Raw genomic sequence first — 17,561 nt, forward strand, 5'->3', positions numbered from 1 at the left:
GGGTGCTACATCGCACCGCCTATCGCAAGGACTTTGTCGTCCACGGCGGGCGGCGACAGCTTCCACCGCCCCGCCAGCTCGCAACCCTCCAGGAAGAGAGACAGCTCGCTCACCGTCAACTCCACCGCCTGCGCGCCCTCCTCGCTCCAGGGCCTGGCGAAGCGTCCCCGGAAGAGTCGCTTGGTGAGGAGCACCAGGCCCGTGCCGTCGAAGTGCAACACCTTGGCTCGACGCCTACACCGGCCGACGAAGAGGAAGACGTCGCCCTTGAGCAACTGCTGCCCCAACTGCTGCTCGACGAGGGCGCTCAATCCATCGAAGCCCCGGCGCATGTCCACCGGGGCCGCGTATGCGAAGACACGCACCGCGCGCGTCAGCATCAGCACTCCAGCTTCTCCAATAGCTGCGCGGCGCTCTCCACGCTCAGCCCTTCGACGCGCCAACCTCCTGGCGTCACCAGCGCCACCTGCTGCACTCCCGCCTGCGTCGCAAGCCGCGCGCTGACGCGTACCGGGACCAGCGCCGCGCTCTTCTCCGCGGGCTTCGGACGCGAGCGGCCCTTTCGCCATTCGTAGAGTGTCGGCCCAGAGACGCCCAGCTTCTTTCCCGCGTCCGTCATCGTCCCGCCCGACGCCACCGTGTGCTCGGCGTAGCGGACCGCGAAGGCTCGCAACGCCTCGGGAAAAGACAACGAGCCGCTGCGCCTCCCGGCCTTCAGCCGCTGCGCTTCCTGCCGGAACTGCTCCAACTCCTTCTCCAAATCCATGGACCACCTCCTGGCGTGTGGCCAACGGTGGTCTCACGAGCGGCTCGGCCCGTCACGACGGGGCACGGCGAGGTCTTACGTACCAAGCGCTTCGGCGCCGGAGCCAGCGAGACCAGACGAGTTGGGCGAGGATGAAGACCTTGGTGGACCGATGGCTTCCGAAAGCCCGTATCCAGCATCCCTGGCCAGACGAGCGTTTCGACGTCACCACTCGAGGCAAGAGCCCAGTGCGTTAGCAGCGCCCGCTGGGATCTGTGCGGGGGGCGGCTCCAGCCTTCACGGGTGAAGAGTCGTCCCTACCGCGACTACTCAAGGAAGCTCTCCAGCTCCCTTTCCAGCCGATTCATCTGCGTTGGCGTCATGCCTGGGGAACAGTCCGCTCGCCCTCACTCATTCTTGAAGTGACCAAGTCGTATTAATTGGGTGTCGCCAAATCTCCCATGAACTCTGTCTCAAGCTCGGCTATGGCCGCTCGTTCTGCTTTGCTTGCCTTTGCGAATAGGTTCCAGGCGTTCACTGCATCGTCACCGAGCTTGTTTGCCTTCGCGTCCCGTGGGAAAGGCAGCTTGAGCAGGGAGATGTCTTGTGCTGTCAGTCCGTCGATCACTGACCCACGGGCTAGCGATTTGAAGATCTGCTGAATCGGGCCACATGCGCAGGCAAGGTAGAGCAACCCGGGGTGCACATTCTGCTTGGCTTTCAGTCGGACGATATGCCAGTTTGCTGCCATTCCCTCCCGGTCGTCTCTCACGAGCACGCAGTCCGCCAAATTCTCCTCAGCGCGACCGTCGCACGTCACCAGTACCATGTCCTTGGTGAGCAAGTAGTCGTTCATGTCGTCCCAAGCCTTGCTGCTGACACTCTGCACTGCAATTGTCTTGCATTGAGCGATTTGCCGACCGTTCAACACTTTCACTCCGTAGGTCTCGTCCGCCACATAAAGCGTTTTCTTGCGGCCCAGAAGGACAACGTCGGCAAGATCACTCACGCTCGTTGCGCTTCCGCCGGCCATTATGCGGTCACGGTATGTCCTATACAGAGGCGCATAGGGCTCGCTGTCGAATCGGTCGGCGAGCACTTTCCTTGATATCGAGAAGCGGCGGGCCTCGTTTCCGGTCTTCAACGCCAGTTGCTGAGGCGTCAGCCCGACGTGCTCTAGGAACTCTCCCATCACCTTTTCAATCGCCAATCTCGCCTGCTCTCGGAGGTCTAGCCCGGCGCGAAAGGCATCGATGCACTTCGTCTTGAGTGTAGCGTTCACTACAGGGTATTGAAGCGCGGCAACCTGCTTTGGGCCTAGATGGTCAATCACAGAGCCGTTGCGGTCTCGCCGGATCAGTGCTTGGCCAATCTTTGTGCTCATCAGGGCAGTAAAGTAGAGCAGTTCGTCGGTGCCTGGCAGTGATATACGAATCATGTCGTCGGAGACAGTGAATCGCTCCAGGTATTTGTCTACCATTGCTACTGGGCCAAGGTTCCGTCCCGACCGGACAATTAACAACCAGCCCCGCTGGACTTCTGTACTTGCATAGTCCTTGACCTGGGACTTGCTTAGGTAATCCCGTGACCAAGGAAGGTAGCGGAAGCAATCGTACGGGACGAGGAGCGGCTTACCATGCTCAGCCGAGGCGGCAATCACTCGTGTGATGCGGGGCGGCATCCAGATGTTCCTCTTGCCAAAGACATCCCCAACCGTGACCATCGGCCACTTGCCTTTTATCACTCTCAGGTATGCGACTTGCCCCTCGTCGAGGAAGAACTTCGAATCGAGGCGAATGGCCGTATAGACGTCAGTCGCTTTGGTGGTTGCGACCCGCATCACACGCCCCCGCGCATCGAGCGCCGACCGGCCGAACTCGACATCCGATCCAGCCATTCTAGATAGCTGTCGGCGACCTCATCTAGTTCGTCATCGACGATTGGCTGCTTCGACTTCACCACTACTTCTTGGATTTCGCCGGTCCGAGATGTCCGAGTCTGCCTGATAGCCTTTTCTTCGAGAATTAGACTCCCGTCCGCTTCACGCTTGTAAACTACTGCCCCTCGCTTGTTGTGCCCCACTGCGTCGGCGATCGCCATGAAGATCGGGTAGTCTCCTTGTTTCTCGGCATTCTGCCCCTCGCCCCACTTTCGCAGCAACACCATGCTCGTCTGGGTGTCGTTATTCGGTTGGAATAGGTCCCGGTGCATGTCTACGACGGCAAGGAGTTGCGCTTTTTCGAGGATCACCTTTCGGAAGTAGGCCAACCCGGTGTTGTTCAGAAGCCCGTTCGGCAGAACGATGGCCATCCGACCACCTGGCTTTAGAAACTGGATAGCTCGCTCGACGAACAGAAGTTCCGGCGGCTGGGATGACTGGAGGATAGGCTTCCCGTCGGCCATCCGTCTCATGCACAGTGGGACCGGTTTGCCTTCATCGTCCTTATCGGTCCACTGCGCCGCGACGTCGTACTGCTGTAGAATACGCGGCTCGTCGCGGACGATTTTCGTCCCGAAAGGCGGGTTGGCAAATAGCACGTCGATTGAGCCCAGCGGGACTGCTTTGGCCGCCTCCTCGGGCCAGCGGTGCGGGTGCTCCAACGAATCGCACTGGTAGAGGCTTCCCGAGCCGTCATTGTTCATTACCATGTTCATCTTCGTTGCCCGGACCAAATTCGGATTCAAGTCCAAGCCGAAGATATTGTTGACTAGGAACTGGCTGCGGGCGCGGTGATATTCTAGAGTCTGTGTTTCGGTTGGCTTGCCATTTCGCCACCTCTTGCGGTGGTTCTCGTGGATGATGTCGAGGACGTGGTTCATGGCAATGGTCAGGAACCCGCCTGTGCCACACGCTGGGTCTAGTATGCGCTCGCCGGGCTGCGGGTTGAGCATCTTTACCGCCATGCGGCAGGCGTTCCGCGGGGTGAAGAACTCGCCGCGGGCACCACGGAGGTTGCTTTCGACCACCGCCTCGTACGCCACGCCCTTGACGTCCACTGGCGAGTCGAGCAGTGCATATTGCTGCAACTCGCTGACCACGTAAGTCAGGACTGCGGGCTTCATTTCCAACTGGTCATTCGGCTTGAAGATGGTCGGGTACTCCTTCACCACCTTCTCCGTGAACAGCTTCTGTAGCCTGACCTTCACCTTGGCCTGCTGGGTCATTGAGGACCGCTCAGTCTGTGTCACATAAAACTGGAGGGTATCGTCCTCAGACCGCTCGTCTTCAATCTTGCAGAAGATCAGCTTCAGTAGCTCCCAAAATGCCTCCGGCTTTTGGAGCCCCTGGTTGCCAGCGATATAGTTGTGACAGCGACGGAAGGCGAAAAGGAGGTTGTCGCCAGTCGCAGGGCGAAGCACGTCACGGGTTGGCGCCTCGGCCTTTTTTCGTCCCTGAGCTGGAATGTCGATGGACTCGATGAAGATGTGAGTGCCTTTGTCTGTTCCCCGCTGATAACAGACCCGATCCTCCCCGTTGGTCCACATCCCGTATTCGGCGTTCAGGCACGCAGCCATGTATGATTTGAGCTGGCCCTCGCCGTCGTTTTTGTCCTCCCGTTTTGTCCCCTCTTTTTTCGTCTCGATGATGACCGAGATGTTCTCCTGAACATGCTGTGTGTCCGGCGGGAAGATGGCTAAGTCCACGCGCTTCCGGCTCGACCCCACCTTAACCTTGAACTCCACCTCGATCTGCGAGCGGTCGTAGCCGTACTCCAGCACGAGGCTCATGGCGACGTTCTGGCGGACGTACTCCTCGGGCGTGTCCGTGAGGAGGTTGCCGCTGATGAAGTCAACGATCTTGCCTTCGGGAATAGCCGTGAGGGCGGCTGCTGCGGCCGCCACGTCCACCGTCTTGCTCTTTGCCATCGCGTACCCGTCCGTCCATTTGCCGGGCAATGAAGCCACTCACCGCCCGTCCGCAGCACCTACATGTCCGCAGAGTCTCTCGGGAGAGTGGGGCGGCGGCAACAGAAATCCCGGCAGCGCTGAGGCTTCTCCGGTTGCTTCGCGGTGCCTAACGACGTGCAGCAGCGGTCTGTACGGATTTTGTACGGACCGGGAGGGTGTGTGACGGACCGGGGTAATGGATCGCCGGCGGGTCACCCAAGCTGTTCGTAGCGGGGGCGGCCAGCGGACTGCCCTTCTTGTCCGTCACGACATGGTGCTTGGTGCCCTTCCTCCCTCTGTCCGTGGGGTTCGGGCCGGTCTTGGGCCCCCTTTTTCGCCCGGATGCTGCCGGAGTCGAACGCTGCACGCCGCCAGTCGATGCGCGCCCGGATGCCCAGGTCATCCAGCAGTCGCTGCTGGAGCCGCTCGAACACCCCGGCACGCGTCCACTCGTCCAGCCGACGCCAGCAGGTGATGCCGCTCACGCCGAAGACCTCGGCCGGTAGGTCCTCCCAGGCGATGCCCGTTTTGAGCACGAACATGATGCCACGCAGCGCCGCCCGGTCGTCGCACCTGGGCCGTCCTCGAGTAGAGGCCCGGCGACGACGCGGTAGCAGTGGGGCTACCCGCTTCCAGAGGGCATCAGTCACCAACTCACGCCTCATGCCCCTGAAGGTGCGGTGCGCACGCAAGGAAGCGGATGCATCCTGGCGCACCTACGGGACTATTTCTTGAAAGGACCTCTTAGGGGCGGGCCCAGTTCCTCGGGGAGCGGTGTCCGGAGGAATCGCTTTCCCGTGGGGAGGACCACGACCTGGAAGCCCTGTCCCTCGATGCGCACGAGTTCTCCGTGTGTACCCGCTCCGCTGGCGAGCCATTCATCCGCCAGTGCTCGTGTCGCGAAGTCCTGGGCGATGCGAACCTCGGAGGCCGGATCCGAGAACTCCGCTCGATACTGGAGGAACGCATCCATTTGATGCGTATGCCGGAGATAGAGCAGGGCGATGCCGGCCAGTTGGATGGCCTCGTCCTCCTTGGACCCAGGCTCGTGATGGCCACCGACCTTGTCGAGGAGGCGCAGCGTCGTCTCCATGTCGAAGTTCTTGGGCGAGGTCATCGACTCACTGGCTGCACGGCGGGGTGACGCTCTCAGCTCACGGCGTGCCGGAGTCCACCTCGGGCTCCGGTGGCGTCGGTACGCGGAAGGAGTCCGGACGCGTGGCGCCGAGCGCGAGGCGCGCGACATCCAGCGCCTGTTCCGGCGAACCCCCGAGCCACGTGACGATGAGCGCGCACGGCGTGTCGTCATCCCACGCCATCACCTGCAACATCCCCTGCGCCGGAGCCCTGCGCGCCGCCGCCTTGCCGAGCGCCGGAATCTCCTCGCCGCCCAGGCTCAACGTCGGCTGCAACAAGGCCTGCGTGTCCGCTTGTGAATAGTGCGGCTTGCAGTCCCACGTCACCGACACCGTGACGTCCTTCTCCGACGCCGAGCGGAACGTGCACAGCGGACCGCACGTCGGACACGCCCGGTCCTCCTTCATCGTGAAGCCCGGCAGCATCGACTCACGCACGTCCGAGGGCAGCAGCACCTCGCACGCGGGCAGCATCGCGTTGACCGGCGCCACCCGCGCCGCCGCTCCCGCATCCGCGTCCGCCTCCGTCGCGCGCGAGCGACACGCCAACCCCATGGCCAGTGTCACCCACAACGCCACGCGCCCTCCTGCCCTCATCCCTTGGCTCTCCTCGGTCGCCCACCACCCGGCGCGCCGCGGATGGTAGACCGGTGCGGCGCCGCCGAGGACACGTTTCCCACCGCCCCCTGCCCACCAGCCGACGGGGCATACCCAGCGTAGCGCCCCATCCCGCACCCCGGCTCGTGTCCCTCCCGCGCCGTGGACTAAGCTTGCGGCCGTCTCCATGCCCTCCGTCCGCTTCCTCCTGGTGCCGCTCGCCCTCACCCTCGGGCACGCCACCGCCTGGGCCCAGGTCCCGGTGGGCCGCACCCCTCCGCCCGAGAAGCGACCATGGGACCCCTCGGCTCCACAGCCCGCCGAGCAGGTGCCCGCGCCCTCCCGGAACGACTCCCCGGACGACACCTCCTGGACCGGCTTCCCGGGCGCCACCACCGCGCCCACCGGACCGGACGCCGCGACGCTGCCCCGCCTGCCCGAAGTCCCACCCCTCGTCCCCGTTCCGGACGACGAGGAGCCCGTTCCCGTCGCGCCCTCGACACCGCGCATCCCCGAGCCCCCACCGGGCCCTCCCCCCGTCCCCAACCGCGTCAGCCTCCTGGGCGCGCGCTCCGTGGGCCCGGGCGGCGTGGCCGTGGGCCTGTCACTCGGCTTCCCCGTCGCCTCCGTCCGAGCGGCATTGGGCGTGCTGCCCCGCGTCGACGTGCTCGCGGGCTTCGACACCCTCTACGGGATGATGAACGAGCCGCGCGTGGGCCTGCGCTGGACGGCGCTCGACGGCGGCCCGCGCTGGAGCCTGGGCCTGGTGATGGAGGGCAGCCACGCGTTCTTCCTGCGCTCGGCCAGCCTGGAGGACCGGGGCGCGCGCTACCTGAGCGGGCGGCGCAACTGGAACCTCATGCCCGGCATCGTCGGCACCTTCCAACTGCGCGGCGCACGCGCCATGCGCCTCTTCGCCGACGTGCGTTATCACGTGGCCCTGGACACCGAGCCCATCCAGCGCACGCCCCTGGGCGGACTGCCGCCGGACCTGGTGTCCTCCGGCTCCGTGCCCGTGCGCCTGGGCGCCGAAGTGCCGCTGAGCGAGAAAACGTCCTACTCTGTCTCCCTGGGCGGCGACTTCCGCAGCCGCCCCGAGGACGCGACCTTCATGCCGGTCGTCTCCATCGGCATCGTCACCGGCCTCTAGCGCCGGTGCCCTCCACCCCCTCGAAGCGAGGTCTTCATGCGTGGCAGTGTCATCGGCTCGGGTTCCTTCGGTACCGCCCTGGCGAACGTGCTGGCGGCGAACTGCGAGGACGTCCGCCTCTGGGGCCGTGAGCCGACGGTGGTGGACGCCATCAACACACGGCACGAGAACCCCACCTACCTGCCCGGCATCCCCATCTCCGAGCGCGTGCGCGCCACGCTGGACCTGCAGGAGGCGCTCGACGGCTCGGAGCTGGTGGTGCTCGCCACGCCCAGCCACGCCACGCGCCAGGTGCTCGCGCGCGCCAAGGACTTCCTGCCGCGCAACGTGCCCATCATCACCGTGTCCAAGGGCATCGAGAACGAGACGCTCCTGACGATGACGGAGCTGCTCGAGGACTGTCTGCCCGAGGAGTTCCACCCGTACCTCGCCGTGCTCTCCGGCCCCAGCTTCGCCAAGGAGCTGGCGCGGCGCATGCCCACGGTGGTGACCATCGCGTCGCACTGGGACAAGGTGGCGGTGCGCTGCCAGAAGGCGCTGCAGACGGAGACCTTCCGCAGCTACACGTCCACGGACGTGGTGGGCGTGCAGTACGGCGGCGCGCTGAAGAACGTCATCGCCATCGCCGCGGGCATGGCGGATGGCCTGGGCATGGGCCACAACGCGCGCGCGGCCATCATCACGCGCGGCCTGGCCGAAATCACCCGGCTGGCGGTGCGCAAGGGCGCCAACCCCCTGACGCTGTCGGGCCTGTCCGGCATGGGCGACCTGGTGCTCACGTGCACCGGTGAGCTCAGCCGCAACCGGCACGTGGGCATGGAACTGGGCAAGGGCAAGAAGCTGGCGGACATCCTCGGGCAGATGAAGGAGGTCGCCGAGGGCGTGAAGACGGCGCGCAGCGCGCGCGACTTGTCGCTCAAGACGGGCGTGGAGCTGCCCATCTGCCAGCAGGTCTACCTGATTGCCTACGAGGACAAGAACGCCAAGATGGCGGTGGTGGACCTGATGACGCGTCAGCCCAAGTCCGAGCTCGTCTGACACGGGTTGGGATGTGGGCCCCGCGCGCTGTTCCGGCGCGCGTCGGGGTGCTGTTAGAAACCGGGCTCAGCGTGTCCCTCTCGAGCCTGGCGAACCTGCCGTCCTTCCGTGCCTTCCGTCACCGGGAGTTCCTCGCGGTGTGGTCGGGGGCGCTCGTCTCCAACGTGGGCACGTGGATGGAGGTGCTCGCGCTGGGCGTCTTCGTCACGAAGGTCACGGGGCGCGCGGAGTGGACGGGCGGTGTGGCGGCGCTGACGTACCTGCCCTCGCTCATCCTGTCGCCGTTGGGCGGCGCGCTGGCGGACCGGTTCGACCGGCGCAAGTACGTCGCGGTGTGCGCGGCGTCGCAGGCGCTGCTCGCGGGGGTGCTGGCGACGCTGGCCTTCACCGGGAGCCTCACCGTGCAGGCGGTGGCGGGCATCTGCTTCCTCAATGGCTGCGTGCACGTGCTGTCGGGGCCGGCGTACACGGCGCTGGTGGCGGGGCTGGTGGCGAAGGAGGACCTGCACAGCGCGATGACGCTGATGTCGGCGCAGTTCAACCTGGGGCGCATCATCGGGCCGGTGCTCGCGGCGGGGTTGCTCGCGGCGGGCAACGTGGCGTGGGTGATGGTGGCGAACACGCTGTCGTTCTTCGCGGTGTTGTTCGCGGTGGCGCAGGTGCGCGCGGAGCCCAGGGCCTCGCTGCCCGCATCCTCCCGGGGGCTGTGGGGCGACATCCTCGAGGGCGCGCGGCTGGCGCGCGGCGACTCGGGCATCCGCCTGTCGATGGTGGCGCTGTTCCTGCTCGCGCTGTTCATCTCGCCCTTCATCGCGTTGGTGCCGGTGTTCGCGCTCCAGGTGTTCGGCGCGGATGCGTCCGCCGCGTCGGTGCTCATCGCGGTGCAGGGCGTGGGCGCGCTCGTCGCGTCGGGCCTGGTGGGCGGCCTCGCGGTGCGCTGGGGCAAGGACCGGGTGGTGGACCTGTCGATGATGTTGATGGGGCCGGTGACGATGGCGTACTGGCTGTCGCCCACGCTGCCCGTGGCGATGGGGAGCATGTTCGTGCTGGGCGCGGTGTACCTGGTGGTGATGACGGGGCTGAGCACGCGCAACCAGGAGCGCGCGCCGCGCGAGCTGCAGGGCCGGGTGAGCAGCCTCGCGATGATGCTCGTCAACGTGGGCTACTCGGTGGGCGTCTGGGCGCAGGGTGCGCTCGCGGACCGGGTGAGCGTGCGTGGCGTCACGGCGACGGCGGCGGCGCTGTTCTTCCTGTCGATGGTGGGGCTGCGCTGGCAGCGCCCGCGTACGGCGGACGTCGCGAGCACCTGACGTCTCAGCCCTTGTTCGGCAGGAGCGCGAGCACGCGGGCCAGCACGGCGACGCCCTCTTCGTACTCGCCCAGCTCGATGTGCTCGTCGGGCGTGTGGTCCAGCGCCGAGTCACCGGGGCCATAGGCGACGGTGGGCACGGCCCAGGTGTCCGCCACGGTGTTCCAGTCCGAGGTGCCCGTCTTCACGCGAAGGGTGGGGCGCGCGCCGCGCTCGCGGATGGACTGCTTGAAGGCGCGGGTGAGCGCGTCGTTGCCCTCGGCGGACACGGCGCCCTTGCGGGACACCGTCTTCACCGAGACGTCGGGCACGCGGGTGAGACACGCGAGCAGGGCGTCCACGTCGCTGGTGGGGCCGGTGCGGATGTTGATGTTCGCGGTGGCCCACTCGGTGTCGTGGTCGGTGCCCGTGTGGAAGGACAGGAGCGAGGGCAGGTCCTGCTCGAAGAGGGTGCAGCCGGGGTTGCGCTCGTCGCAGCGGCGGCGCAGGGCGTTCCAGGCGTCGACGAGGTGCTCGGCGGGGGCGCGATAGTTGCGGCTCGCGGTGTGCTTGCGCGCGGCGCGGTACTCCAGCTCCAGCCGGACGAGGCCCTTGTAGCCCAGGGTGATGGCGTGAGCGCCGCTGGGCTCGCCGTTGACGACGAAGTCCGGGCGGTGGTGCTCGCGAGCGTGGAGCGCTCCCCGGGTGATGGCGACCTCCTCTTCCACGCAGCCCAGCAGCAGGAAGCGCTTGCCGGCGCGCTCCGAGTCGTCGAGCAGCTCCGCGGCTTCGATGAACGCGGCCAGCGCGCCCTTGGCGTCCACCGCGCCACGGCCGAACAGGCGCGTGCCTTCGAGGCGCACGGGGATGTCGCCGGGCACGGTGTCGATGTGGCCCAGCAGCGCGACGCAGGTGTCGCCGTCGCCGAGGCTGGCCACGGTGTTGCCCATCTCGTCGACATGGGCGCGCCAGCCGCGACGCTCCAGCCGGTCCGCGAGCGCGCGGGAGAAATCGCGCTCCTGGTGACTGGGGCTGTAGTGCTCCAGCATCCACCGCAGCAATTCCGAGCTCGCCTCACGCACCCGCATCAGCCACCTTCACACCCGAAGAAGTGAGCTTCGTGCCCGCCTCGCCCGCCAGCGCGGACAGCACGGGCCGAGGCGCCGCCGAAGCCGTGATGTACGCGGACCGCACGCCCCCCGCGAGCGCGCGCCGAGCCGCCTCCAGCTTGTAGCGCATGCGTCCCCTCGCGAAGCCCATGACCCGCTCGACCTCATCGCTCTCGCGGATGAGCGAGCTTGGGTCCGTGGGGTCCTCGAGCAGCCCCGCCACGTTCGACAACATCACCAGCGCGCGAGCCCCCAGCGCGGCGGCGATGGCGGCGGCCACCTGGTCCGCGTCCACGTTCACCAACGTCCCGTCCTCCGTCACCGCCGGAGGACACACGACCGGAGTCTGGCCCGCGTCCATCAACACGCCGAGCAGCCGCGTGTTCACCTCGGTCATCTCCCCGGCCAGGTGCGTGCGGTCGATGCGCGTGCGAGTCCCGTCCTGAATCTTCAAGGGCGGCCTGCGCCGGGCCACGAGCACCCGCCCGTCCGCGCCGCACATCCCCATCGCGGGGACACCGCGCGACAGCAGCGCGAGCACCGCGCGCTTGTTGACGTCCCCCACCCACGCCATCGTCAGCACGCGCAGCGTGGCCTCGTTCGTCAGCCGCACCACGTTGCCCGAGGCCGTCAGCGCCTCGGTGCGCTCCATGCCCAGCGAGGCCAGCAGCGAGTCGCCCGCCTCCGAGCCCCCGTTCACCACGACGACCCGCTCGCCACGCTGACGCAGCTCCGCCACGTCGGCGCAGACGTTCTCCAGGTCCACGCCCGCGGCGCCGCCAATCTTCACCACCAGGGGCGCCGGCTGGGACACGGTGCTCATCCGATGACGCTCGCGCCGCCGTCGATGAGCTGCACGGTGCCGGTGATGAACGACGCGCGCTCACTGGCGAGGAACGCGGCCGCCGCGGCGAACTCCTCCGGCTCACCCACCCGCCGGAGCGGGATGTGCGCGGCCATGGCCCGAAGCCCCGCCTCGACATCGCCCGACGTATTGCTCCCCGCCGTGCGCTCCACGGGCGGCGTGCGCGTATAGCCCGGCGCGAGCACGTTGACGGTGACACCGCAGTCGCCCAGCTCCTGCACCAGCGCGGAAGCAAACCCCACGATGCCCAGGCGCGCCGTTCCGGACAGGGCGAAGCGCGCCACCGGCCGCACGACCGTCTCCGAGGTGATGAGCAAGAGCCGTCCCCACTTCGCGGCCTTCATGTACGGCAGCGAGGCCAGGGCCAGGTTGATGGCCGGCAACATCACCGTGTCGATGGCCTCCTGGTACGCGCTGATGTCGAACTTCGTCGCAGGCCCCGGCGGAGGCCCGGCGCTGTTCGTCACCACGATGTGGGGGCCGCCCAGCTTGCTGGCCACGTCCTCCACCCACGCCTTCGCGGCGCCGTGCTCCTTCAGGTCCACACGCGTGGCCAGGACCTTCCCGCCGCGCGACATCAAGCGCAGGTGCGCCTCGGCGCGAGCCAGCCGCTCGGCGTCGCGCGCGCCGATGGCGACATGCGCGCCTTCCTTCACCAGCTCCTCGGCCACGGCCAGCCCCAGTCCGCTGGAGCCACCGGCGATGAGTGCGACCTTATGGGTGAGTCCCAGTTCCAAGGTTCTTCCTCCGAATGTCCGACACGGTCCTGACGGGACCTGCTCCAGCGCAGGGGTTCATCGCCAGCCCCAGTCCACTGATGCTTCCGGCAATGAGCGCGACCTCATGGATGAGTCCCGGTTCCACGGTTCTCCCTCAAGTGTCCGACATGTCCTGGTGGGGCCTGCACCATCGCGGGGCTCCTCGCCAGCCCCGGTCCCCGGGCTCCACCGTCGATGAGCGCGGCCTTATGAATGAGTCCCGGTCCCCAGGTTCCCACTCCGAGCGTCCGACACATTCTTCGCGGGCTCCGCTCCGGAGCCGACGTCCACGGGGGCTGGCGCTCCCCGGTACTGGTAGCGCCCCGTCAGCGGCCACGCGAGCGTGGACACCAGCGTCTTCACCTTCGCCGGAAGCTCCTTGCGCCACGCATCGTCGCCGGGCCGCAGCAGCGTGGAGCCACTGAGGAACCGGTCCGGGTTGCCGGTGACAGTGTGGTTGCGGCCCAGCACCACCGTGCGCCCCTTCACCGGATTCACCGAGCGGTCCACCTGGATGAGCTCCAGCAGCGAGTCGATGGTGGCCTGAGGCGACGCGATGAAGTCCTCGTAGCGCAGGAACAGCGAGCGCTCCGGGTGACGCCGGGTGACCAGCTCCGAGGCCACGTTGAAGCCCAGCCAGTATGCGGTGCTCCGCGCGGCGGACATCGGCACGACGTACTGCTTCGTCTTCGTCCACGAGTGCGCCACCGCGCGAGGGTCCCGCACCAGGTGCAGGTAGTACGGAGTGATTCCGTCCACGTGCGGCAGCAGCGCCGCCTCGGAGGGGAACTTCCCGCTGTCCACGATGATGTGGCTGCCGGTGGCGTCCGCGATGGTGCGGTAGGTCCGGGCGAGCAGCTCCGCGTGCTCGTACAGCGCCGGCGAGGGCGTGCCCTGCCGCAGCACGCGCCACGTGTGCCGCGTGCGCACCGTGTCCAGCTGTCGGCGCACCACCCGCGCGGCGTGGCCCTGCGCAGACTCACCCGGCGCCACGCCCTGCTCCAGCACCTTGGCCCACAGGGCGCACTGCACCAGCGGCGTGCCGCAGCCGCACATCGTGTTGGAGCCGTTCCCGTAGGCGTTCTTCCACAGGAAGCTCAGCTCACCGGTGTGGAAGCAACCCGCCACCTCGTTGAGCACGTTGCCGATGATGGTGCTGCCGCTGCGGCACCAGCCGGTGATGTAGAGGACGGTCAGCGTGCTCATGGGCGGGCACCGAGGGGGAGGTGGCGCATGGGGGAGTCTTTCACGTCAGAGGGGGTGGAGGCCGCGGAAGCCGAGGCCCTCCGTTTCGGGCCTGCCCAGCATCAGGTTCAACGCATGCACGGCCGTACCCGCCGCGCCCTTCACCAGGTTGTCCAGCGCCGCGTTCACCACGATGCGCCCGCGCTCCGCGTCCGCGTCCACCGACAGGTCACAGTGGTTGGTGCCCGCCAGCGGGCCCGGCTCGGGGAACGGTGACGCGCTCGCGTTGGCGCGCAGCACGTTCACGAACGGATGCTCGCGGTACGTCGACGCGAGCGCGCGCAGGGGCTCGTTGGCGTCCTCGAGCGGACGCGCGGCGAAGGCGTGCACGGTGGCGAGGATGCCGCGGACGCTGGGCACCGCCGTCGCGCTGAAGTGCACCGTGGCGCGCGTGCCGGTGAAGCGCTCCGTCGCGGCCTCGATTTCGCCCGTGTGCCGATGTCCCGTGGGCCGATAGCAGCGCAGGGCCGAGGCCCGCTCGGGATGATGCGAGGAGCGGTCCGGCGTCGCGCCGCCGCCCGACGAGCCCGTCTTCGCGTCCACCACCACCATCTCGGGACGCACCAGCCCCGCACGCACCAGGGGCAACAGCCCGAGCAGCGCCGCGTGGGCCATGCACCCGGGCACCGCCACCAGCCGCGCGTCCCTCAGTCGTGCGCCCGCCCACTCCGGCAGGCCATAGACGAACTCGGGCAGCTCCGCGGGCCGGGGCGCGCGGGGATACCAGCGCGCGTGCTCGACGGGGCCGAGCCGGAAGTCCGCGCTCAGGTCGATGATGCGCGCGGCGAGCGGACTCACCTGCGACCAGCGGCGGATGAGCTCGCCGGAGGGCATGCAGGAGACGAGCACGTCGCACGGCTCCAGCGCGTCGTGGGGCGCGAAGCGCAGCGTGCTCGCGCCGCGCAGGTGCGGGTGGGGGAAGTCGAGCCGCTTGCCGGCGTGCTGCTCGGACGTGGCCTGGGCCACCTCCACCGCCGGGTGCGCGAGGAGCAGCCGCAGCACCTCGCCGCCCGCGTAGCCCCCGGCCCCCAGCACCGCGACGCGCGTCATCGCAACGTCTCCCGCACGTAGTCCGCCATCAGCTCCGGCAGGGGGATGCCGGTGAACTCGATGCTCCGCGCGAACTCCACGCAGTGGTTGATTTCGTTCACCATCACCTCGCCTGTCCGCGTCTCCAGCAGGTCCACCGCCACCATCTCCCCGCCCACTGCGCGCGCGGCCTGCTCGGCGAGCCGGGCGTGGGACTCGGGCACCTCGTAGCGCTCCGGCACCGCGCCCCGGGCGGTGTTGGTCACCCAGTGCTCGGAGCGTCGGCGCATCCCGCCCACCGCCTTGCCGATGACGTACACGCGCAAGTCGTAGCCCGGCTTGTCGATGTACTGCTGCACCAGCGCCACGTGGTCCTGCGCGCCGCCCATCTCGAAGCGCATGGACATCATGCCCTCCGCCGCGTGGACGCCGTCCACGCGCGCCACCATGCGTCCCCACGAGCCGAGCACGGGCTTGGTCACCACCGGGAAGCCGCGCTCCTGCATCTGCGCGACGCAGGCCTCCTCCTCGAAGCCCACGAAGGCCCAGGGGATGGGCACCTCGGCCCTGGCGAGCGCGAGCGTGGTGAGCGCCTTGTCCCCGCACGTGGCGATGCACTGCGCGGTGTTGAGCACGCGCGAGCCCTTCACCTCCAGGATGGAGGCCAGGTAGCGAGCCCGCGTGAAGGACATGCTGCGCATCAGCACGGGGCCGCCGTCCTGCCAGCGCTCGCGACTCAGCGGGAGCACCAGCTCCGAGTCCGCGTGCGTCCTCACCCCGAAGCCCCGCGCGCGCAGCGCGTCCGCGAGCATGCGCTCCTCGGTGCGCAGGCGGGTGTAGACCAGGTGGACCTCGTGGCCTTGCATCATCCCCTCCTGGCCGGTGCCAGCGCCGCCAGCCGGGGGCGGGGCAGGGCGCCGAGAATCGTCTCCACCAGCGCGCCCGCCTCCAGGCCGTGGCGCCGCAGCAGCGACTCGTGCGTGCCGGCCGTGGAGTCGTAGCGGTCCTGGATGCCCGCGCGCACCACGCGCCGGCCCAACCCATGACTCGCCACGCTCTCGCACACCGCGCCGCCCAGGCCGCCGAGGATGGAGTGCTCCTCCACCGTGACGAGCAGCCGGGTCCGCTCGGCCGTCTCCAGGAGCGCCTCCTCGTCGAAGGGCTTGAGCGTGTGCAGGTTCACCACGCGCGCACAGACGCCCTGGGTCTCCAGCCTCGCGGCCACGTCCAGCGCCACGCTCACGCCCACCTCGCCGTGCGCGATGATGCCCACGTCGCCGCCCTCGCGCAGGCACATGGCGCGCCCCAGCGCGAACGCGGGCCGGGCCACGTCCAGCCGCGTGACGCGGTTGCGGCCCAGCCGCAGATACACCGGGCCCTCCAGCTCCAGCACCGCCCGCGTCGCCTGAATCGTCTCCAACCCGTCCGCCGGCGACACCACCGTCATGTTCGGCATGGAGCGTAGGATGGCCAGGTCCTCGATGGCGTGGTGCGTGGGGCCGAAGAACGCGCCGGACAGTCCGCCGTAGTCGCACACCAGCTTCACGTTGGCGCGCGCATAGGCCAGCCCCAACCGCACCTGCTCGCACGCGCGCATCGCGCCGAAGGGCGCGAACGTGTGCGCGAAGACGACGTGGCCGGTGGCCGCCATGCCGCTGGCGATGTCCAGCATCGCCGCCTCGCAGATGCCCAGGTTGAGGAAACGCTCCGGGTGGCGCGCGGCGTACGGGTCTCCACCTCCCGCCAGGTCCGCCTCGAGCAGCACCACGCGCTCATCCTGGTCCGCGAGCCGGGCCAGCGCGTGCCGGAACACCAACCGGTTGGACAGGCCCGGCTGCTCCGCGAGCCAGTCCGAGGGCGCCGTCAGCAGGTCCGCGCCGCTGGAGGTGGAGCTCGTCATGGCGTCACCTCCCCCAGCGACGCGAGCGCCCGCTTGAGCTGCTCCGGGTTGAACGTCGCGTAGTGCGGCCCCTTGCCGCGCAGCATCGGCACCCCCGCGCCCTTCTTCGTGTTCGCCACGATGGCGCGAGGCCCCTCGGCGGGCGCCTCCAGCGCTCGCGCCAGCGCGTCCAGGTCGTGCCCGTCCACCTCCACGGTGCCCAGGCCGAACGCGGAGAGCCGCTGCCCCAGCGCGGCCTGGGAGAGGATGCTCTCCGTGGGCCCGTCGTTCTGTCCGCCGTTGCGGTCCACCAGCACCGTGAGCCCGCTCAGCTTGTGCTGCGCCGCGATTTGCAGCGCCTCCCAGTTGGAGCCCTCGCCCATCTCACCGTCTCCACAGATGACGAACACGCGGTTGGCGCGCTGCCGCAGCCGATGCCCCAGCGCCATCCCCACGCCCAGGCCCACGCCGTGTCCCAGGCTCCCCGTGGGGAACTCGACACCCGGCACCGCCGCGCTCACGTGTCCGGTATAGGGACTGCCCTCCGCGTTGTAGCGCTGCACCAGTTCTTCAGCGTCGATGAAGCCGAACTCGGCCAGGGCGGCGTAGAGCCCCGCGGCGGCGTGGCCCTTGGAGAGGATGAGCGAGTCGCGCTCCTCCCAGCGGGGCTCCTGGGGCCGCACGTTCATCACGCGGCCGAGCAGCACCACGAGCAGCTCCACCATGGAGAGCGAGCCTCCCAGGTGGCAGCCCACGGGCGTGGCGGCGAGCCGGAGGATGGTCCGGCGGATGCGACGGGCGCGCTCCTCGAGGGGTACCTGGACCATGGGTGTC

At 68.3% G+C, this 17,561-nt stretch carries 18 protein-coding genes; 3 read left to right on the plus strand and 15 right to left on the minus strand.

Going from position 1 to position 17,561, the window contains the following annotated elements; all coding sequences use genetic code 11:
• Positions 1 to 5 precede the first annotated feature (5 nt).
• The 7 genes from tnpB to AC6JA9_RS07570 form a co-directional block, all read right to left on the minus strand.
• On the minus strand, positions 6 to 380 hold the full coding sequence (gene tnpB / locus AC6JA9_RS07540; RefSeq protein ID WP_497960643.1) for an IS66 family insertion sequence element accessory protein TnpB: 375 nt from the start codon (positions 378 to 380) through the stop codon (positions 6 to 8).
• Positions 380 to 766, minus strand: a complete 387-nt coding sequence (locus AC6JA9_RS07545; RefSeq protein WP_497959345.1) for a hypothetical protein — start codon at positions 764 to 766, stop codon at positions 380 to 382. The genes tnpB and AC6JA9_RS07545 overlap by 1 nt, the downstream gene beginning before the upstream one ends.
• Positions 767 to 1,181: 415 nt before the next feature.
• Entirely contained in the window at positions 1,182 to 2,642 is a 1,461-nt protein-coding gene (locus AC6JA9_RS07550; protein WP_497959346.1) for a restriction endonuclease subunit S domain-containing protein, read from the minus strand.
• Complete coding sequence (locus AC6JA9_RS07555; protein WP_497959347.1) at positions 2,585 to 4,612, minus strand: type I restriction-modification system subunit M; 2,028 nt, start codon at positions 4,610 to 4,612, stop codon at positions 2,585 to 2,587. Before AC6JA9_RS07555 ends, AC6JA9_RS07550 begins: the two co-directional genes overlap by 58 nt.
• Positions 4,613 to 4,845: 233 nt before the next feature.
• Complete coding sequence (locus AC6JA9_RS07560; RefSeq protein ID WP_497960644.1) at positions 4,846 to 5,298, minus strand: transposase; 453 nt, start codon at positions 5,296 to 5,298, stop codon at positions 4,846 to 4,848.
• A 59-nt stretch (positions 5,299 to 5,357) separates the two neighbouring features.
• On the minus strand, positions 5,358 to 5,726 hold the full coding sequence (locus AC6JA9_RS07565; protein WP_497959348.1) for a hypothetical protein: 369 nt from the start codon (positions 5,724 to 5,726) through the stop codon (positions 5,358 to 5,360).
• A 61-nt stretch (positions 5,727 to 5,787) separates the two neighbouring features.
• On the minus strand, positions 5,788 to 6,366 hold the full coding sequence (locus AC6JA9_RS07570) for a hypothetical protein (protein ID WP_497959349.1): 579 nt from the start codon (positions 6,364 to 6,366) through the stop codon (positions 5,788 to 5,790).
• Positions 6,367 to 6,553: 187 nt separating this feature from the next.
• Here AC6JA9_RS07570 and AC6JA9_RS07575 point away from each other — a divergent pair, with 187 nt between their 5' ends.
• The 3 genes from AC6JA9_RS07575 (at position 6,554) to AC6JA9_RS07585 (ending at position 9,864) form a co-directional block, all read left to right on the plus strand.
• Positions 6,554 to 7,516, plus strand: a complete 963-nt coding sequence (locus tag AC6JA9_RS07575) for a hypothetical protein (protein ID WP_497959350.1) — start codon at positions 6,554 to 6,556, stop codon at positions 7,514 to 7,516.
• 36 nt (positions 7,517 to 7,552) lie between these two features.
• A complete protein-coding gene (locus AC6JA9_RS07580; RefSeq protein WP_141325653.1) occupies positions 7,553 to 8,554 on the plus strand; it encodes an NAD(P)H-dependent glycerol-3-phosphate dehydrogenase in 1,002 nt (333 codons plus the stop codon).
• A gap of 71 nt (positions 8,555 to 8,625) precedes the next feature.
• Positions 8,626 to 9,864 carry an MFS transporter gene (locus tag AC6JA9_RS07585; protein ID WP_497959351.1) on the plus strand — a complete coding sequence of 413 codons (1,239 nt, stop codon included), beginning with the start codon at positions 8,626 to 8,628 and terminating at the stop codon, positions 9,862 to 9,864.
• A 4-nt stretch (positions 9,865 to 9,868) separates the two neighbouring features.
• On the opposite strand, the gene AC6JA9_RS07590 is transcribed toward AC6JA9_RS07585, so the two are convergent.
• The 8 genes from AC6JA9_RS07590 to AC6JA9_RS07625 all read right to left on the minus strand — a co-directional run bounded on the left by AC6JA9_RS07590 (position 9,869) and on the right by AC6JA9_RS07625 (position 17,554).
• Positions 9,869 to 10,930: a M20/M25/M40 family metallo-hydrolase gene (locus AC6JA9_RS07590; RefSeq protein WP_141325651.1), complete on the minus strand. Its 1,062-nt coding sequence runs from the start codon at positions 10,928 to 10,930 to the stop codon at positions 9,869 to 9,871.
• Entirely contained in the window at positions 10,917 to 11,774 is an 858-nt protein-coding gene (locus AC6JA9_RS07595; protein WP_483577151.1) for a [LysW]-aminoadipate kinase, read from the minus strand. Before AC6JA9_RS07595 ends, AC6JA9_RS07590 begins: the two co-directional genes overlap by 14 nt.
• A complete protein-coding gene (locus AC6JA9_RS07600; RefSeq protein ID WP_223746376.1) occupies positions 11,771 to 12,553 on the minus strand; it encodes an SDR family oxidoreductase in 783 nt (260 codons plus the stop codon). The genes AC6JA9_RS07595 and AC6JA9_RS07600 overlap by 4 nt, the downstream gene beginning before the upstream one ends.
• 228 nt (positions 12,554 to 12,781) lie before the next feature.
• A complete protein-coding gene (locus AC6JA9_RS07605; protein WP_497959352.1) occupies positions 12,782 to 13,780 on the minus strand; it encodes a sulfotransferase in 999 nt (332 codons plus the stop codon).
• Positions 13,781 to 13,825: 45 nt separating this feature from the next.
• Complete coding sequence (gene argC, locus AC6JA9_RS07610) at positions 13,826 to 14,869, minus strand: N-acetyl-gamma-glutamyl-phosphate reductase (protein WP_497959353.1); 1,044 nt, start codon at positions 14,867 to 14,869, stop codon at positions 13,826 to 13,828.
• On the minus strand, positions 14,866 to 15,717 hold the full coding sequence (locus tag AC6JA9_RS07615; protein WP_223746379.1) for a RimK family alpha-L-glutamate ligase: 852 nt from the start codon (positions 15,715 to 15,717) through the stop codon (positions 14,866 to 14,868). Before AC6JA9_RS07615 ends, argC begins: the two co-directional genes overlap by 4 nt.
• Positions 15,714 to 16,748 carry a transketolase family protein gene (locus tag AC6JA9_RS07620; protein ID WP_223784831.1) on the minus strand — a complete coding sequence of 345 codons (1,035 nt, stop codon included), beginning with the start codon at positions 16,746 to 16,748 and terminating at the stop codon, positions 15,714 to 15,716. Before AC6JA9_RS07620 ends, AC6JA9_RS07615 begins: the two co-directional genes overlap by 4 nt.
• On the minus strand, positions 16,745 to 17,554 hold the full coding sequence (locus tag AC6JA9_RS07625) for a thiamine pyrophosphate-binding protein (protein WP_497959354.1): 810 nt from the start codon (positions 17,552 to 17,554) through the stop codon (positions 16,745 to 16,747). Before AC6JA9_RS07625 ends, AC6JA9_RS07620 begins: the two co-directional genes overlap by 4 nt.
• Between the last annotated feature and the right edge of the window lie 7 nt (positions 17,555 to 17,561).

It is taken from the genome of Myxococcus sp. MH1, from assembly GCF_059738865.1.

Coding starts and splice junctions, on each gene's coding strand:
- AC6JA9_RS07560 (WP_497960644.1), bottom strand. CDS start 5,298: ATGAGGCGTGAGTTGGTGACTGATGCCCTCTGGAAGCGGGTAGCCCCA.
- AC6JA9_RS07565 (WP_497959348.1), bottom strand. CDS start 5,726: ATGGAGACGACGCTGCGCCTCCTCGACAAGGTCGGTGGCCATCACGAG.
- argC (WP_497959353.1), bottom strand. CDS start 14,869: ATGACGCGCGTCGCGGTGCTGGGGGCCGGGGGCTACGCGGGCGGCGAG.
- AC6JA9_RS07625 (WP_497959354.1), bottom strand. CDS start 17,554: ATGGTCCAGGTACCCCTCGAGGAGCGCGCCCGTCGCATCCGCCGGACC.
- AC6JA9_RS07580 (WP_141325653.1), top strand. CDS start 7,553: ATGCGTGGCAGTGTCATCGGCTCGGGTTCCTTCGGTACCGCCCTGGCG.
- AC6JA9_RS07570 (WP_497959349.1), bottom strand. CDS start 6,366: ATGAGGGCAGGAGGGCGCGTGGCGTTGTGGGTGACACTGGCCATGGGG.
- AC6JA9_RS07595 (WP_483577151.1), bottom strand. CDS start 11,774: ATGAGCACCGTGTCCCAGCCGGCGCCCCTGGTGGTGAAGATTGGCGGC.
- AC6JA9_RS07615 (WP_223746379.1), bottom strand. CDS start 15,717: ATGATGCAAGGCCACGAGGTCCACCTGGTCTACACCCGCCTGCGCACC.
- AC6JA9_RS07550 (WP_497959346.1), bottom strand. CDS start 2,642: ATGGCTGGATCGGATGTCGAGTTCGGCCGGTCGGCGCTCGATGCGCGG.
- tnpB (WP_497960643.1), bottom strand. CDS start 380: ATGCTGACGCGCGCGGTGCGTGTCTTCGCATACGCGGCCCCGGTGGAC.
- AC6JA9_RS07590 (WP_141325651.1), bottom strand. CDS start 10,930: ATGCGGGTGCGTGAGGCGAGCTCGGAATTGCTGCGGTGGATGCTGGAG.
- AC6JA9_RS07575 (WP_497959350.1), top strand. CDS start 6,554: ATGCCCTCCGTCCGCTTCCTCCTGGTGCCGCTCGCCCTCACCCTCGGG.
- AC6JA9_RS07555 (WP_497959347.1), bottom strand. CDS start 4,612: ATGGCAAAGAGCAAGACGGTGGACGTGGCGGCCGCAGCAGCCGCCCTC.
- AC6JA9_RS07620 (WP_223784831.1), bottom strand. CDS start 16,748: ATGACGAGCTCCACCTCCAGCGGCGCGGACCTGCTGACGGCGCCCTCG.
- AC6JA9_RS07545 (WP_497959345.1), bottom strand. CDS start 766: ATGGATTTGGAGAAGGAGTTGGAGCAGTTCCGGCAGGAAGCGCAGCGG.
- AC6JA9_RS07605 (WP_497959352.1), bottom strand. CDS start 13,780: ATGAGCACGCTGACCGTCCTCTACATCACCGGCTGGTGCCGCAGCGGC.